The following is a 15,619-nucleotide window of genomic DNA, read 5'->3' as shown; positions in this document are numbered from 1 at the left end:
GCGCTCCTTGCACTCGACCCCGGAGAGTGCTAAACACGGCATTGGCACTCGACGCCGTCGAGTGCTAGGCGAGCGGTCACCGACCGCCTGCCTGAAGGTCGGGACGGTGAGGCTGACCCACCCGTCAGTCGTCCGTCGCGGGCACCGAGCCTGGCCGAGGACGTGTCCTGCTGCCGCCGCTGGAGACAGCGCGGCGGTAGCGCCCAATACCGGAGGACCACACCGCAATGGCCAAACTGATCGCGTTCGACGAGGACGCCCGCCGCGGTCTTGAGCGCGGCTTGAACACCCTCGCCGAAGCCGTCAAGGTGACCCTCGGCCCGCGGGGCCGGAACGTCGTGCTCGAAAAGAAGTGGGGCGCGCCGACGATCACCAACGACGGTGTCTCCATCGCCAAGGAGATCGAGCTCGAGGACCCGTGGGAGAAGATCGGGGCCGAGCTCGTCAAGGAAGTTGCCAAGAAGACTGACGACGTCGCGGGCGACGGCACCACCACCGCCACCGTGCTCGCCCAGGCGCTCGTGCGCGAGGGCTTGCGCAACGTCGCGGCCGGCGCCGACCCGATCTCGCTGAAGCGCGGCATCGAGGCGGCCGTCGAGGCCATCACCGAGCAGCTGCACAAGGCCGCCGTCCAGATCGAGACCAAGGAGCAGATCGCTGCTACCGCCTCGATCTCGGCCGCTGACCGCACCATCGGCGAGCTGATCGCCGAGGCGCTGGACAAGGTCGGCAAGGAAGGCGTCGTCACCGTCGAGGAGAGCAACACCTTCGGGCTCGAGCTTGAGCTCACCGAGGGCATGCGCTTCGACAAGGGCTACGTGTCCGGTTACTTCGTGACCGACCCGGAGCGCCAGGAAGCCGAGCTGGAGGACCCGTACGTCCTGCTCTTCGGTTCCAAGATCTCCAACGTCAAGGACGTCCTGCCGCTGCTGGAGAAGGTCATCCAGTCCGGCAAGCCGCTCCTGATCATCGCCGAGGACGTCGAGGGCGAAGCCCTGGCGACCCTGGTCGTCAACAAGATCCGCGGCACCTTCAAGTCCGTCGCCGTCAAGGCCCCGGGCTTCGGCGACCGCCGCAAGGCGATCCTGCAGGACATCGCGATCCTGACCGGCGGCCAGGTCATCTCCGAGGACGTCGGCCTCAAGCTGGAGAACGCGGACCTGTCGCTGCTGGGCCGCGCCCGCAAGGCCGTCATCACCCGTGACGAGACCACCATCGTCGAGGGTGCGGGCGACGCCGACCAGATCCAGGGTCGCGTCAACCAGATCCGCGCGGAGATCGAGAACTCCGACTCGGACTACGACCGCGAGAAGCTGCAGGAGCGGCTCGCGAAGCTGGCCGGCGGCGTGGCCGTCATCAAGGCCGGCGCCGCGACCGAGGTCGAGCTGAAGGAGCGCAAGCACCGCATCGAGGACGCGGTGCGCAACGCCAAGGCCGCCGTGGAAGAGGGCATCGTCGCCGGCGGTGGCGTGGCCCTGATCCAGGCTGCCGAGGCCGCTTTCGCGGGCCTGAAGCTGACCGGTGACGAGGCCACTGGCGCGAACATCGTCAAGGTCGCCGTCGAGGCTCCGCTCAAGCAGATCGCGATCAACGCCGGTCTCGAGGGCGGCGTCGTGGCGGAGAAGGTCAAGTCCCTCCCGCAGGGCCACGGCCTCAACGCCGCCACCGGCGAGTACGAGGACCTGCTCGCGGCCGGCGTGCCGGACCCGACGAAGGTCACCCGCTCCGCGCTGCAGAACGCCGCTTCCATCGCGGCGCTGTTCCTGACCACCGAGGCTGTCGTCGCGGACAAGCCGGAGAAGGCTTCCGCCGCTCCGGCCGACCCGTCCGGCGGCATGGGTGGCATGGACTTCTGAGTTCGGCTGCTTTCCGGCGAAGCCCGGTTCACCCTCGCGGTGGGCCGGGCTTCGCCCGTTCCCGGCTCAGTCTTCCGGAGTCAGGACGGCAGCGGCGGCGTAGACCGGCAGGATCACGCCCGCCGAGAGCACGGCGCCGGCGACCGCGGCGATGCGCACCATCGAGGGGTCGACGTTGAGGTAGTTGGCCCAGCCGCCGCACACGCCGGTGAGCATGCGGTCGGAGCGGCTGCGGAAGATCTTCTTGGCCGGTGCGGCCTGCACGTTGTCCGTCATGCCAGCAATACTCCGCGACCGGGCGGCCCCGCACATCCGGGATCGCCCCGGAGAAAGCCCCGGGGCCGCGACCCTGAAGTCTCCCTTAGCCGCTGATCTTCCGGACCCGCTCGAACCGGTCCAGCCACACTCGGGACACCTCGGGCGACGCGGCGAACTCGGCATAAGCGTCGGGCTCCGGAGCCTGGCGCAGCACTGGCAGGTAACCGTCCACAGGGGACAGTGTCTCGGTGCAGACATCCCCGCGCAGCAACGACATCGTGCCGAGTCCGCAGGCGAAATCCAGCTCCGGCAACGCCCCGGCGAGCGCGAGCCCGGCGGCCAGCCCGACACTCGTTTCCACGGCTGACGACACCACGCACGGCAACCCGCACGCCTCCGCGACCTCCAGCGCACGCCGCACCCCGCCGAGCGGGGCGACCTTGAGCACGGCGATGTCGGCGGCTCCGGCCACGGCGACCTTCAGCGGGTCCTCCGCGCGGCGGATCGATTCGTCGGCCGCGATCCGCACTGACACCCGGCGGCGAACGGCAGCCAGGTCGTCGATCGTGGGACACGGCTGCTCGGCGTACTCCAGTCCACCGGCCGCACGATCTAGCTCGCCCAGCGCGTGCACGGCGGTGTCGACGTCCCATGCCGTGTTGGCGTCGACCCGGATGGCGCCGGAGGGACCCAGCGCGTCGCGGACCGCTTCGACGCGCGCGCAGTCCTCGGCCAGCGTCGCGCGTTTGTCGGCGACCTTGACCTTCGCCGTGCGGCAGCCGGACTTGCGGACCAGTTCGTGTGCGCGTTCGGGCGACAAAATGGGGACTGTCGTGTTGACCTCGATCCGGTCGCGGACCGGCTCCGGCCAGCCTTCTTCGCTCGCTTCGAGCGCGGCGGCGAGCCACGGCACGCTTTCGGTGTCCGAATAATCCGCGAACGGGCAGAACTCGCCCCAGCCGGCGGTGCCGCGGAGCAGCAGTCCTTCACGGACGGTGATATCCCGGAACCGGGAGTGCAGCGGGAGCGCGTAAACCTGCATGACTGCCGATCATGCCATCGCCGCGGCGCCGGGAACCGAGGTGCCGCGGGGGCCGTCTCAACGCCACAATGGAACGTGTGGACGGCCTCGACTTCCGGGTGCTCGGCCCGGCCGAGGTGCTGGCCGGGGACCAGGTGGTGCCGCTGGGCGGCAGCCGCCCGCTGATCGTGCTCGCCGGACTGCTGCTGCGGGCCAACCGGCTCGTTTCGGTCGACGTGCTCGGCCACTGGCTGTGGGGCGACGACCAGCGCCGGTCCAAGGGCGCGCTGCAGACGTATGTGCTGCGGCTGCGCCGGGCGCTCGGCGACGGCGCGGCGATCCGCACCGAACGCGGCGGCTACCTGCTGGAAGTCGACGAGAACGCGGTGGACCTTGGCCGCTTCCGCCAGTTCGCGGCGCGGGGCCGCAGCGCGGCGGAACGAGGCGAACACCGCCGGGCGGCCGGGTACTTCGAGGACGCGCTCGGGCAGTGGCGAGGTCCGGCGCTGCAGAACGTGGAGTCGGATGCGCTGCACCGGGACGAGGTCGGGCAGCTCGCCGAGGAGCGCACGCGGGTCCGCGAACTGTGGGCCGAGACGATGCTGACGGTCGGCGAGTACGACACTGTCGTGCCCGAACTGGAGCGGCTGACGCGCGAACATCCGCTGCGGGAACGTCCGCACGAGCAGCTGATGTACGCGCTGCTCCGCTCCGGACGGCAGGCCGAGGCGCTGGAGGTGCACCGGCGGATCAGCGGATTGCTCGCCGAGGAACTGGGCCTTGATCCCGGTGCCGGACTCCAGCGCGCGCACCGGCTCGTGCTGGGCGGTGACGAAGGCACGCGCTTCCGGACTCCTCTGGAACCCCATATCCCGCACCAGCTTCCAGCTGATCTGGGTGCATTCGCCGGTCGAGCCGCGGATCTGAAAGCCCTGCGCGCCTTGCTGCCGGAGGCACTCGACGTCGGCACCTCCACGCCGATCGCCTCGGTGGAAGGCATGGGCGGACAAGGGAAAACGACCCTGTCCGTCCACTTCGCACACCAGATCGCCGACCGTTTCACCGGCGGGCAAGTATTCCTGGATCTCCGCGGCTACGGCCCAGGCGCGCCGGTGTCGCCGATCGCCGCGCTGGAGACAATGCTCCTCGCGCTGGGCGTGCCCGCCGACCGAATCCCGTCCGGTTTGGACGAACGTGCCGCGACCTGGCGCACCTACACGACCGGTCGGCGACTGTTGATCGTGCTGGACAACGCGAACAGCACCGAACAGGTGCGCCATTTGCTGCCCGGCCCCGGATGCCTGGTGGTGGTGACGAGCCGCTGGCAACTGCGCGGACTGGTCGCGACACACGGTGCCCGACGGATCGCTCTGTCCGAATTGGACAGCGAAGAGGCGGTGGAACTGCTCGCGTCGGCCATCGGCGTCGAACGAGTGCACGAGGACCCGATCGCCGCGGGCAAGTTTGTGGAGTACTGCGGCGGACTCCCGCTGGCGATCCGAATCCTCGCTGTCCGCGCCGCGCAATTCCCGCGGCTGCCACTGGGCGAGTTCGTGGCGGCGCTGCCCTCGGACGCTGGCCGGTTGAGCACCTTCGATCTAGGCGACGGCGACGAAACCAATATCCGCACGGTTTTTTCGTATTCCTACCGGGTTCTGTGCCCTGCGGCGGCGCGACTGCTGCGATCGCTGGCACTGTCGGTCGGCCCGGATTTGTCGCTGGGCATGGCAGTCGCGCTCAACGGACGGTCCGAAAAGGACACTCGGAGCGCTCTCGACACGCTAGTCTCGACGCACCTGCTCACCCAGCCGAAACCGGGCCGGTACCAGTTCCACGACCTGATTCGCGCTTACGCGACTGAGCTGTCGGATCAGGAAGACGACGCCGCCGAGCGCGCGGCGGCCAGCGCACGCCTGCTCGACTGGTACATCGCGTCGGCGCGAAACGCGGGTTTGGCGATGCGTCCGCACCAGCTGATGGACGAAATCGGCCCCATCCCGCCTGCTGGCGAACTCGAGTTTTCCGACTACCACCGGGCGCTGGCGTGGTTCATCGAGGAGCACGGAAACCTGCTGTCGGTGATCCAATGGTCGTTCCGAATCGGGCGATACGCGCAATGCTGGCGCTTGGCGTGGTCGCTGTTCACCTACTTCGCCGGCCGCGCCCGGGTCGACGAATGGCGGTACGTCTTCGAGGTCGGTTTGCGTGCTGCGCGCAATTCCGGTGAGCGGCACGGTGAAGCGGCGATCCTTAATGGACTAGGCGTGATCGAGGGAGTCGCCCGGAATTACGTGCTGGCGCGCGAATATCTGGAGCAAGCTCTGGCGGTGCAACTGGAACTGGGCTCGCTGCCGGGGGAGGCGCGGGCGCGCTACAACCTGGCGATGACCGCGCAGGGCATCGAAGATTTCCCAGAGGCTTACCGGCACGGCCTGCGGTCGCTGGAAATCACGCGGGAACTGGGATTCACCTCGGTGGAGGCGAATGTTTTGCGCGCCCTGGGCGACCTGTGCGCGATGATGGGGGACTACCCGCAGGCCCTGGCGCTCGCGGACGAGGCGCTGGCGTTGGTCCCGCCGGACGATTTGCCGCAGGGCCGCTTCTCACTGGCCGCGAGGGCCCGTGCGCTGCTTGGCTTGGGACGGCACGTGGAAGGAATCGAATGCCTGTCCGAGGCGGTCGACATGTTCTTCGCGATGGACGAGGAGTATGAGGCCGCGGATGTGCTTTCGGAGTTGGGCACCGCACACCTGCGCTACGGGCGCACCGCCGCGGCGCGAGATTGCTGGCTACGGGCGGTTCGGTTGCTTACTCGGTTGGATCACCCGGACGCGGAGCGGGTGCGGGCGCAGTTGGCTGGGTTGGTGCGGGCGTAGTTTCGCCGCGGTGTCGCGAGGTTGGACTGCGGGGGCGCGGCTTCGCTGCTGGCGTGCTGGATTGCCGGACTTAGTGCGGGTGGTTTTGCCGCGATGCCACGACGTTGGGACTGTAGCGGCGCGGCTTGGTTGCTGGCGTGGCTGGATTGCCGGGACGCGGTGCGGGTGGTTTGCGGCGATGCCACGACGTTGAGACTGTAGCGGCGCGGCGGGGTTGTTGACGTGGCTGGATCACTCGGATGCGGTGCGGGGTAGTTTATCGCGGCGTCGCGACGTTGGACTGCAGTGGCGCGGCTCGGTTGCTGACGTGACTGAATCACTCGGATGCGGGTCGGGCGCGGGCGCAGTCGGCTGGCTTGCGGTGGGGTGAGGTCCGTCCGTACTCGCTGCGGTGCGTGATTGGTTGAACCAATCCGATGCGGATCGGGTGCGCTTGGCCGGTAGGCGCGGGCAGCCTCGGCCGGTCGCCGCAGCCCAAGATCGCTGGCCGCGCGGTCTGGCCGGATGCATCGCGAGGCAGATGGGTGTGGCTGGAGCGGGGCTGATCGGCCGTTTGGCGGCACGCTTCCCGTGGGGTCGCCGGAGGGCAGCCGGGCGCGGTGGTCCGCGTGCCGACCCCCAGCGGCAGCACGTAGACCACCGGCGGCCCGTACCGCTACCCAACCGAAGTGCGCTCACTGTCCGCTCACTGTGCCGGGTCGGTTTGGATCGGGAGGTCGAGCAGACGGGTGAGCGCGACGGCGTTGTGCGGGGCCGCGACTTTGCTGTCGTTGTCGAAGTAGACGTGCACGTCGCGGCGGCCGCCGTCGTGCCATTCGGTGATCTTCGCGGCCCACTCGCGCAGGGCTGAATCGGAGTAATTGCTGGTGTAGAGCTCGTCCGAGCCGTGCAACCGGACGTAACTGAAGTCAGTGGTCTGGTCCTCCCGGTACGGCCACGGCGCGGCGGCGTCGGAGGTCACCAGCGCGACCCGGTGTTTCCTGAGCAGGTCCAGCGCTTCGGGTTCGGTGAAGCTTGGGTGGCGGACTTCGAGCGCGTGCCGCACTGGCCGGTCGGGGCCGGGTTTCAGGAACGGCGGGGACTTGAGTTTGTCGTCGTGCTTCTTCCCGAGCGCGGCTGCCTCGCGGGTGGTGCGGGGGAGTTGGCCGAGGAACGTCGAGACGCGATCAGGGTCGAAGGCCAGCCGCGGCGGGAGTTGCCAGAGGAACGGTCCCAGTTTGTCGGCGAGCGCGAGGACGCCCGACGCGTAGAAGTTGGCGAGCGCGGTTTCGACGTCGCGCAACTGCTTGAGGTGCGTGATGAACCGGCCGCCCTTGACCGCGAACAGGAATCCGGCCGGGGTTTCGGTGTGCCAGGCGAGGTAGCGCTCCGGGCGTTGCAGCGAGTAGAAGGACCCGTTGATCTCGACGGCGTTCATCTGCCGGGAGAGGTGCTCGAGTTCGCGCCGTTGCGGCAGGCCGGACGGGTAGAACGCGCCACGCCACGGCGGGTAGCGCCAGCCGGACGTGCCCACTCGGATCTGGCCGATCTTGCTCACCGCCTTTCGCCGCCGAGGATTCCCGCCGGGACGGTTGCGGTAAACGCGTCCGCGCGGCTGTTTTTGGGACAGCCGGGCTAAGGATCGGGACAGATGTCCTGGGTGAAGGGACGTGGGTCTCATGGCGCGGACTCCGTTGCCTGCTCGTCGGGACGGGGCGAGGAGGGGACGGTGAGGAGAACAGGGGAAGCGAGTGCGCGGAACCGGGGCGGTGGAGTTGAGGCGGGCGGTGGGGCTGGAGCGGGCTGTGGTGCCAATACCGGCGACGGTGCCGAGGGGAATGGCAGTGCCGGAGTGGTTGGGCCGACGCGGGCGGGAGCGGCGGATTGACCGAGGATGGCGGGGCGGCTGTTGTCACCAGTGCTCACGGTGGCACCGAAGAACGCGGTGGCATCGAGGGGAGCGGCGGTGCCGAGACGGGCGGAGGCGCCGGAATCAGCGGCAGTGGCGGAGCGACCCGGGGTGACGGTGGCGGGGTGGCCGAGGGTGGCGGTGCCGGAGCCGCGCGAGATTCCCGAAACCCCGCGAGAGGTAGCCGGAACCCGGCGAGAGGTAACCAGAGCCCGGCGAGAGGTAGCCATCCCGTTCGGTGGGCCAGGCTTGCAGCCTTCCTGGCCCACCGAACGGGCTGGACTCGCCTGCTCCCCGTGCATTCCTGCACTGGTCAGGTCTGTCGGACGGGCCCCGGTTGTGGCGAGCCCGTCTCGGGCCGCGGATCTGCCCGGCCCGCGCATTCCTCACTTCCTCAAGCCCACGAGAACCTCCACCGGCGGGACTGCACTAGCGACGTCGCGTACTCCCGCAAGTTTCCTGGCTGCGTGAGGTACGTGGGGAGGCTGAAGGCCCGGTGCTCCGCCGCGACTGTCAGTGCCCTGGCGTGGGTGCGGGGTGGGGCGGAAACTGACAATTCCAGTGAGTCGAAGCCCAGCGTCACCAACGTTGCGCCGAAGCGGTCTTCCCAGCTGCGCAGGACTGCCGAGAGTTCCGCGACCTGGTCTGTCGACTTGATCATTCCCGTCCAGCCGATGAGGGCTGGGACGTCGGCCGGACGATCGGCTTGGACCAGGCCCAGCCGGTGCGGGGTGCGGGCGGCCAGGATGGAGCCGGTGTTGCCTGCTTCGGCCAGTGGGTCCGAGCGGCGGTGCGAGCGTTTCGCCAACCCGGGGAAGCGGGTGCCGAACGGGCGCAGGCAGGCTCCGTCGCAACAAGAGCCGTCCCACCAGCGGGCCAGGACTTCGGCGGGGTCGGCGTTGGCGACGCGGTGACCGGCCGGGGCTAGGCGGCCTCGGTCGTCCAGCCAGTCTTCGCCGCGGGCGGTGAAGCGCTGGTCGGGCGGGATCAGCACGGGCCACAACCCCGACCGCTCGAACTCCGCGACGCAGCTCAGGTACCGCTGCGGGTGCGTGAGCGGTTCCTCCGACACCCAGATCCGCCCGTGCCAGCGCCCTGGCGGCAAGGTCTGGACCGGCGGTGCCCCGACGCCGGGGCGGAACGGTGCGATCGTCATGAGCTTCCCCTCGAACTGGTGTTCGGTTCCTGCATATCGAACAGTAGTTCGAACCACCGACAATTTCCAGGGCGCCACTCGCTCATCCGTTCGGGTGAACCTCGGGAAAGACCAGGTCGAGGGGCAAAAAAACTCAGCGCCGGGAGACGCGGCGCACCCGGACCGCGACGAACAGGCCGATGGCGACCGCCACCGCGGCGAGCACGGCGTACTGGAACACCGACGCGTAGCGGTCCACCAGCGACCAGCTCTCCCCGAGCAGGTAGCCGGCCACGACGAAGGCGGTGTTCCACAGCAGGCTGCCCGCCGTCGTCAGCAGCATGAACCGGCCGAACGGCATCCGTTCGACGCCCGCGGGCAGCGAGATCAGGCTGCGGAAGATCGGCACCATCCGGCCGAGGAACACCGCCTTGCCGCCGTGGCGGGTGAACCACGCCTCGGTGCGGTCGAAGTCGGCGGCGTCCATCAGCGGCAGGCGGCTGAGCAGCGCGCGGCATCGGTCGCGGCCGAGCAGGGCGCCCAGCCAGTAGACGATCACGGCGCCGGCGACTGAGCCGAGGGTCGTCCAGAAGAGGGCGCCGAGCAGGCTGAAGGTGCCGCGGCTCGCGGAGAAACCGGCTAGCGGGAGGACGAGTTCGCTGGGGATCGGCGGGAACAGGTTGTCCAGGCCGACGACGATCGCGGCGCCGATGCCGCCCAGCGAGTCCATCAGGCCGACGGCCCAGCCGGCCAGTCCGGTGAGGGGTTCGGCGGGGGCGGCGGCGAGCAAGAGGTGCACGAAGGGTCCTTTCACGGCGAAAGCTGACGTTGTCGAAGGTAGGAAGCCAAGGCGCGCAACACATTGCGGTCGGCCACCCGGGGAAATGCGGGAAACCGCAGTGGGGTTTGGGGTGAGGGCAGCGCGTTCGGTTGTGGAAGGCGGGGGATGTGGCTGGATGGGCAGGGCTCGGAAACCGAGAGGCTGGCGAGAGGCGGAAACCGCAGTGGGGTTGGGGCGGAGGTGCAATGAGCTCGTTCGCGGGAGGCGGGGAAAGGTGGCTGGACAGAGGGGGTTCGAGGCTTGGCGAGATGCGGAAGGCCGCAGTGGGGTTGGGGTGGAGGGTCGACGAGTTCGGTCGCGGGAGTCGGCGGGATATGGCTGGGCAGGCGGGGTTCGAAGACCGCAGCGGGTCGGGGTGGAAGGGCAACGAGTCCGAGGGAGACAGGAAACGTGCCCCGACAGGACGTGCCGAGAACCGAGGACCAGGCGAAATGCGGAAAACCGCAGTACCCCGCCCCCAGCAGGCTGGCTAGCCTGGGCGGCGTGAACAGACTGCGCCGTACAGCAGGTGTCGGCCTAGGTGCGCTGACGGCGCTCATCGAGCTCCCGTACCTGGTACTCGCCGCACCGCTCCTTGTCATCCCCGCGGCACGGCAGCGGGTCTTCCGCGGCGCGCGCGGGCTCGCCGAAATAGAACGCGCCCGTCTGAAGCGGTTCTTCGACGCCAGCAACGGCGACGATTACGACGGTCGCCGCGCCCTCCAGTACCTCCTCCCGCGCAGTTTGACCGGGCTTCTCGCGCTGGGAGTGTGGGTGTGCGTCGGCGCGGGGGTCGCGGCGGGGGCGTTCTACTTCGTCCAACTCGTCACCGGGCGGGCTCCTGGCGGTGGGGGAGACGGGACGCTCCTGGACTGGCTCCCCGTAGTGGCCCTCGGTGCGATCGCGGTGTTCCTTTGTGGACAGGGGCTGATTGGCGTAGCCGCGCTCGATCGGCGGTTGGCGCGGAGGTTCTTCGGGCCTAGCAGCCAGGAACTGTTGCGGCGCAGGGTGTCTGAGCTGGCGACCACGCGGAGTGAAGTGGTCGAGGCGGTCAACGGAGAGCGTCGCCGGATCGAGCGGGATTTGCATGACGGGGTGCAGCAAAGGCTGGTCGCGTTGGGGGTGTTGCTCGGCCGGGCGCGTCGGGCGGACGACCCGCAGCGGTCGGCTGAGCTGGTCCGCCAGGCGCATGAGGAATCGCAGGAAGCGTTGAGAGAGCTGCGAGAGGTTAGCTGGCGCGTGTACCCGATCGCGCTCGACGAGAGTGGTCTTGAGGCTGCGTTGGAGTCTCTGGCTGAGCGGGCCACCATTCCGGTCGACCTTCGTTACGCGATTGACGAGCCATCGCCGGAATTGGCGACGGTGGTCTACTTTGTGGCGTCAGAGTCGGTCACCAATGCGGCTAAGCATGCCAACGCTAATAAGGTCACGATCGACGTCCGGCGGCAAGAAAACAGGCTGGAAGCAGAGATCACGGACGATGGTTGCGGTGGCGCACAGGTAGGCGAGAGTGGCGGGTTGTCTGGGCTGGCGAGGCGAGTGGCGGCAATGGATGGCGAGTTTTCCGTACAGAGCCCCGAAAACGGGCCGACCACAGTGCGGGTGACGTTGCCGTGCGAGTGATTCTGGCTGAGGACGCGACCTTGCTCAGGGAAGGTCTCGTACGGTTGCTGGCGGAGGAAGGCCACGACGTCGTGGCTGCGGTCGGCGATGGAGAAAAGCTCCTCGAAGCGACCGCCGAGCACCAACCCGACATCGTCGTCACCGATGTTCGCATGCCGCCGACCCACACTGACGAAGGGTTGCGTGCCGCGCTGGAAATTCGCGAACGTTGGCCGGACACCGGTGTGCTCGTGCTGTCCCAGTACGTCGAGAAACGGTACGCGGCCAAGCTGATCGGCGGCGACGGCGGACGCGTCGGGTATCTGCTCAAGGACAGGGTCGCCCAGGTCGGCGACTTTCTCGACGCGCTGGACCGGGTCGCGGCCGGTGGTGCGGCCTTCGACCCGGAGGTGGTGCGCAGGCTGGTCGCCCGCACATCGCACGAGGACGCGCTCGCCCGGCTGACTCCGCGCGAGCGCGACGTGCTGGAGAAAATGGCGCAGGGCCACACGAACGCGAGCATCGCCACGCTGCTGTACATCTCGCAGAGCGCCGTGGAGAAGCACGCGAATGCGATCTTCGACAAGCTCGACCTGCCGCAGGCAAAGGGTTACAGCCGGCGCGTGCTGGCCGTTCTCCGTTACCTCGGTTCGTGATTCACAGCGGTCGGCGCAGGTCCTCCGCATCGACGATGTGGTACGCGTAGCCCTGTTCGGCCAGGAAACGCTGCCGGTGTGCGGCGTACTCAGTGTCCACTGTGTCCCGCGAGACGATCGAGTAGAAGTGCGCCTGCCGTCCGTCGCCCTTCGGGCGCAGGAGTCGGCCGAGGCGTTGCGCTTCCTCCTGCCGCGAACCGAAAGTGCCCGAAACCTGGATCGCCACCGACGCTTCCGGCAGGTCGATCGAGAAGTTCGCGACCTTCGACACCACGAGCGTGCGCAGTTCGCCGCGGCGGAACTTGTCGAACAGTTCCTCCCGCTCCTTGTTCTTCGTCGCACCCTGGATGACCGGGGCCTCCAGTTCCGCGCCCAGCATCTCCAGCTGGTCGAGGTACGCGCCGATCACCAGGGTCGGCTCGCCGGCGTGCTTGTCCACAATGGACCGGATCACCGGGATCTTCGTCATCGCCGTCGCCGCGAGCTTGTACCGCTCGTCGGAGTCCGCGGTGGCGTACTGCAGACGCTCGGACTCGGTCAGCGTCACCCGCACCTCGGTGCATTCCGCAGGCGCGATCCAGCCCTGCGCCTCGATGTCGCGCCACGGCACGTCGTACCGCTTCGGGCCGATCAGCGAGAACACGTCGCCCTCGCGGCCGTCCTCGCGCACCAGCGTGGCGGTGAGCCCGAGCCGCCGCCGCGACTGCAGGTCCGCGGTCATCCGGAACACCGGCGCGGGCAGCAGGTGCACCTCGTCGTAGACGACCAGGCCCCAGTCGCGCGAATCGAACAGCTCCAGGTGCCGGTACTCGCCCTTGGTCTTGCGCGTGACCACCTGGTACGTCGCGATGGTGACCGGCCGGATCTCCTTCTTCTCCCCGGAGTACTCGCCGATCTCGTCCTCGGTGAGCGACGTGCGCGCGACCAGTTCGCGTTTCCACTGCCGACCGGCGACGGTGTTGGTGACCAGGATCAGCGTGGTCGCCTTGGCGTGCGCCATCGCGGCCGCGCCGACCAGCGTCTTGCCCGCGCCGCACGGCAGCACGACGACGCCGGAACCGCCCGCCCAGAACGCTTCCGCCGCTTTCCGCTGGTAGTCGCGCAGGTGCCAGTCGTCCTCGGCGAGATCGATCGGGTGCGCTTCGCCGTCCACGTACCCGGCGAGGTCCTCGGCCGGCCAGCCGACCTTCAGCAGCGCCTGCTTGAGCCGCCCGCGTTCGGACGGGTGCACGATCACCGTGTCGTCGTCGATCCGCGAGCCCAGCATCGGGCTGATCTTCTTGTGGCGCGAGACCTCTTCCAGCACCGCGCGGTCGGTCGTGGTCATGACCAGGCCGTGCGCCGGGTGGTTGGCGATCTGCAGCCGCCCGAACCGGCCCATCACGTCCACGACGTCGATCAAGAGCGGCTGCGGCACCGGGAACCGCGAGTACGTGGTGAGCGCGTCCACCACCTGTTCCGCGTCGTGCCCGGCGGCGCGCGCGTTCCACAACGCGAGCGGCGTGATCCGGTAGGTGTGCACGTGTTCGGGCGCTCGTTCCAGTTCGGCGAACGGCGCGATCGCGATCCGCGCGTCGTCGGCACGCGGATTGTCGACCTCGAGCAGCACGGTTTTGTCGGACTGGACGATCAGGGGGCCATCAGTCACCTCTCCTTTATACGTTCCCTCCCGGACCGCGGCCCGGGGATGCCAAGATGGCGGGACGAAGCCGCGGGAGGGGACCCAGTGACCACACCACCGTTCGGCATGCCGCCGGCCGCGAACCCGTACCAGCCGCTCCCGCAGCAGCCGGTCCAGGGCGGCCCGAAGCGGGTGTCGGGCAAGCAGAAGGGGCTCTTCGCCGCTCTCGTCGTCGTGGCGCTCGGGCTCGGCACGCTCGGCGCGTTCGGGTTCGCCGCGGTCGTGCGCTCGGCGGGACCGCCGGTCGCGGGCAGTTGCCTCTACCTCACTTCGCTGGGGTCGAGGACGCAGACCTACACCGGAGCGGACTGCTCCGACCGGGCCGCCACCTACCGCGTCGACACCGTCTCGAAGGGCCGGTCGTCCTGCCGCGGCGAGGACTACGTGCCGTTCGAGCTGTACTCGTCGGCGCGCAGCACCACCACCAGGCCGACCCAGACGCTGTGCCTCGCGTTGAACGTCGTGTCCGGCGAGTGCGTCCGCGACGTTTCGGACGAGTCGAAGGTCGGCAAGGTCGCCTGCGACGACCCCAAGGCGGAAGCGCGGGCGGTCGTGCACGACGGCGCGAAGTCGGCGTCGAGCTGCGGCGAGAAGGACTTGTCGCTGGTGTACGCGGGACCGCCGGTGCGGACGATTTGCCTGCAGCCGACCGGGGCGAGCATCTAGCGCCTCACAAGGCGTTCGGGAGCATCGCCGCCACGTCGAGCCGGTTCGCCAGCTGCCCGGAGCTGTGCATCAGGTCGGCCACGCGCTGCAGCCGGGTCGCCGACAGCGTGGTCGGGTAGCTGCCGAGCGAGATCAGCGCGGCGGTGGTCTGGTCGATGTCGGAGAACGACGGCAGCGCGTCGCGCACCTTCGCCGAGTCGGACGCGGCGAGCTGGGCCTGGGTGAGGACGTTGCGGAACGCGGTCAGCGTGCGCGGGTTCGCGGCGGCGAACTGGCCGGTCGCGGCGTAGCCCGACGCCGGGAAGTCCAGCGTCGCGCCGGTCGAACCGTCGGCGAGGACCTGCGCGCCCAGTTCCTTCTCCGCGCGGGTGATGTACGGCTCGACCATCAGCGCCGCGTCCGCGTCGCCGGACTGCAGCGCGGCGGGCATCTGCCCGAACGGCCGGGTCACGAATTCGATCTTCGACTTGTCGACGCCTGCCGTGCCGAGGACCGCCCGCGCGGTGAGCGCGCCGATGTCGTCGGGCGAGTCGACGGCGATCTTCGGCGACTTCTTCGCGGTCGGTTCGGAGTAGTCGGAACCGGGCAATGTGACGAGCGCGATAGTCGTGCGGCCGAAGGTGTACGCCTCGCCCTGCAATTGCAGCGCGGTGCCGGACCCGGCGGCGCGGAACAGCGACACGTCGCTGCCGAACGTCACATCTATCTGTCCGGACTTCAGTTTTTCCACGCCGTCGCTGTCGCCGAGTTCCACCAGTTGGACGTTCAGCCCGGCCTGGCGGAACTTTCCCGCGGCGACGGCGATCCGCAGCGGGGCGGTGTCGATCGGGCTCGCGACGCCGACCCGCAGCGTCGCGCGTTCCGGCGGTTGCGCTTGTCCGGTGTCACTGGATCCGAACACGGAGCAGCCGCTGAGTGCGAACAACGTCGCCACCAGCGCAAACCTCAGACCGGTCGCTTTCACTCGCCATCCCCTGCCGGGAGAATCTCTGCCTCGTGCTGGATCGTATGGGCCGCTGCCCATACGATCGCCCGCAGGGCCGTGCCCCCGCCAGGGTGGCTTCCCGATCTTTTCGCCGGCAACTACCGAGCGGTAGTTTCCGGCTGGAGCCCGATGACGTCCGTGGGCAGAGGTCCCCGCGGTGGAAAAGGAAGCACAG

The 15,619-nt window shown here is 68.9% G+C and carries 12 protein-coding genes; 5 read left to right on the top strand and 7 right to left on the bottom strand.

The genetic code is table 11. From position 1 onward, the window contains the following. Window positions 1-227: 227 nt before the first annotated feature. Window positions 228-1,856, top strand: a complete 1,629-nt coding sequence (gene groL / locus EIZ45_RS03590) for a chaperonin GroEL (protein ID WP_037807888.1) — start codon at window positions 228-230, stop codon at window positions 1,854-1,856. A gap of 66 nt (window positions 1,857-1,922) precedes the next feature. Here groL and EIZ45_RS03585 read toward each other — a convergent pair whose 3' ends face one another. Both EIZ45_RS03585 and EIZ45_RS03580 read right to left on the bottom strand, forming a co-directional pair. Next, window positions 1,923-2,132, bottom strand: a complete 210-nt coding sequence (locus EIZ45_RS03585; RefSeq protein WP_037807882.1) for a PspC domain-containing protein — start codon at window positions 2,130-2,132, stop codon at window positions 1,923-1,925. Window positions 2,133-2,217: 85 nt separating this feature from the next. Beyond that, window positions 2,218-3,156 (bottom strand): o-succinylbenzoate synthase, encoded by a 939-nt coding sequence (locus EIZ45_RS03580; RefSeq protein ID WP_134661898.1) that lies wholly within the window; start codon window positions 3,154-3,156, stop codon window positions 2,218-2,220. Window positions 3,157-3,224: 68 nt separating this feature from the next. Here EIZ45_RS03580 and EIZ45_RS03575 point away from each other — a divergent pair, with 68 nt between their 5' ends. Then, window positions 3,225-6,011 (top strand): AfsR/SARP family transcriptional regulator, encoded by a 2,787-nt coding sequence (locus EIZ45_RS03575; RefSeq protein WP_167756338.1) that lies wholly within the window; start codon window positions 3,225-3,227, stop codon window positions 6,009-6,011. Between the two features lie 685 nt (window positions 6,012-6,696). Here EIZ45_RS03575 and EIZ45_RS03570 read toward each other — a convergent pair. The 3 genes from EIZ45_RS03570 to EIZ45_RS03560 all read right to left on the bottom strand — a co-directional run bounded on the left by EIZ45_RS03570 (window position 6,697) and on the right by EIZ45_RS03560 (window position 9,833). Beyond that, window positions 6,697-7,548, bottom strand: a complete 852-nt coding sequence (locus EIZ45_RS03570; protein WP_134661896.1) for a DUF72 domain-containing protein — start codon at window positions 7,546-7,548, stop codon at window positions 6,697-6,699. Window positions 7,549-8,293: 745 nt separating this feature from the next. Further along, window positions 8,294-9,055, bottom strand: a complete 762-nt coding sequence (locus EIZ45_RS03565) for a DUF4253 domain-containing protein (protein ID WP_134661895.1) — start codon at window positions 9,053-9,055, stop codon at window positions 8,294-8,296. A gap of 133 nt (window positions 9,056-9,188) precedes the next feature. Beyond that, complete coding sequence (locus EIZ45_RS03560; RefSeq protein ID WP_240690547.1) at window positions 9,189-9,833, bottom strand: DedA family protein; 645 nt, start codon at window positions 9,831-9,833, stop codon at window positions 9,189-9,191. A gap of 525 nt (window positions 9,834-10,358) precedes the next feature. Here EIZ45_RS03560 and EIZ45_RS03555 point away from each other — a divergent pair. Together EIZ45_RS03555 and EIZ45_RS03550 are read left to right on the top strand one after the other, a co-directional pair. Next, a complete protein-coding gene (locus EIZ45_RS03555; RefSeq protein WP_240690546.1) occupies window positions 10,359-11,477 on the top strand; it encodes a histidine kinase in 1,119 nt (372 codons plus the stop codon). After that, on the top strand, window positions 11,468-12,112 hold the full coding sequence (locus EIZ45_RS03550) for a response regulator transcription factor (protein ID WP_037807870.1): 645 nt from the start codon (window positions 11,468-11,470) through the stop codon (window positions 12,110-12,112). The genes EIZ45_RS03555 and EIZ45_RS03550 overlap by 10 nt, the downstream gene beginning before the upstream one ends. A gap of 1 nt (window position 12,113) precedes the next feature. On the opposite strand, the gene EIZ45_RS03545 is transcribed toward EIZ45_RS03550, so the two are convergent. Beyond that, on the bottom strand, window positions 12,114-13,760 hold the full coding sequence (locus EIZ45_RS03545) for a DNA repair helicase XPB (protein ID WP_037807867.1): 1,647 nt from the start codon (window positions 13,758-13,760) through the stop codon (window positions 12,114-12,116). A 78-nt stretch (window positions 13,761-13,838) separates the two neighbouring features. Here EIZ45_RS03545 and EIZ45_RS03540 point away from each other — a divergent pair, with 78 nt between their 5' ends. Then, a complete protein-coding gene (locus EIZ45_RS03540) occupies window positions 13,839-14,459 on the top strand; it encodes a hypothetical protein (protein WP_043827287.1) in 621 nt (206 codons plus the stop codon). A 4-nt stretch (window positions 14,460-14,463) separates the two neighbouring features. On the opposite strand, the gene EIZ45_RS03535 is transcribed toward EIZ45_RS03540, so the two are convergent. Then, entirely contained in the window at window positions 14,464-15,483 is a 1,020-nt protein-coding gene (locus EIZ45_RS03535) for an ABC transporter substrate-binding protein (RefSeq protein ID WP_134661894.1), read from the bottom strand. Window positions 15,484-15,619 lie beyond the last annotated feature (136 nt).

It is taken from the genome of Amycolatopsis sp. CFH S0740 (genome assembly GCF_004522315.1).
Lineage (GTDB): Bacteria > Actinomycetota > Actinomycetes > Mycobacteriales > Pseudonocardiaceae > Amycolatopsis > Amycolatopsis nivea.
Note: the sequence above shows the minus strand (reverse complement) of the source record. Positions and strands in the feature narration are given on the sequence as shown.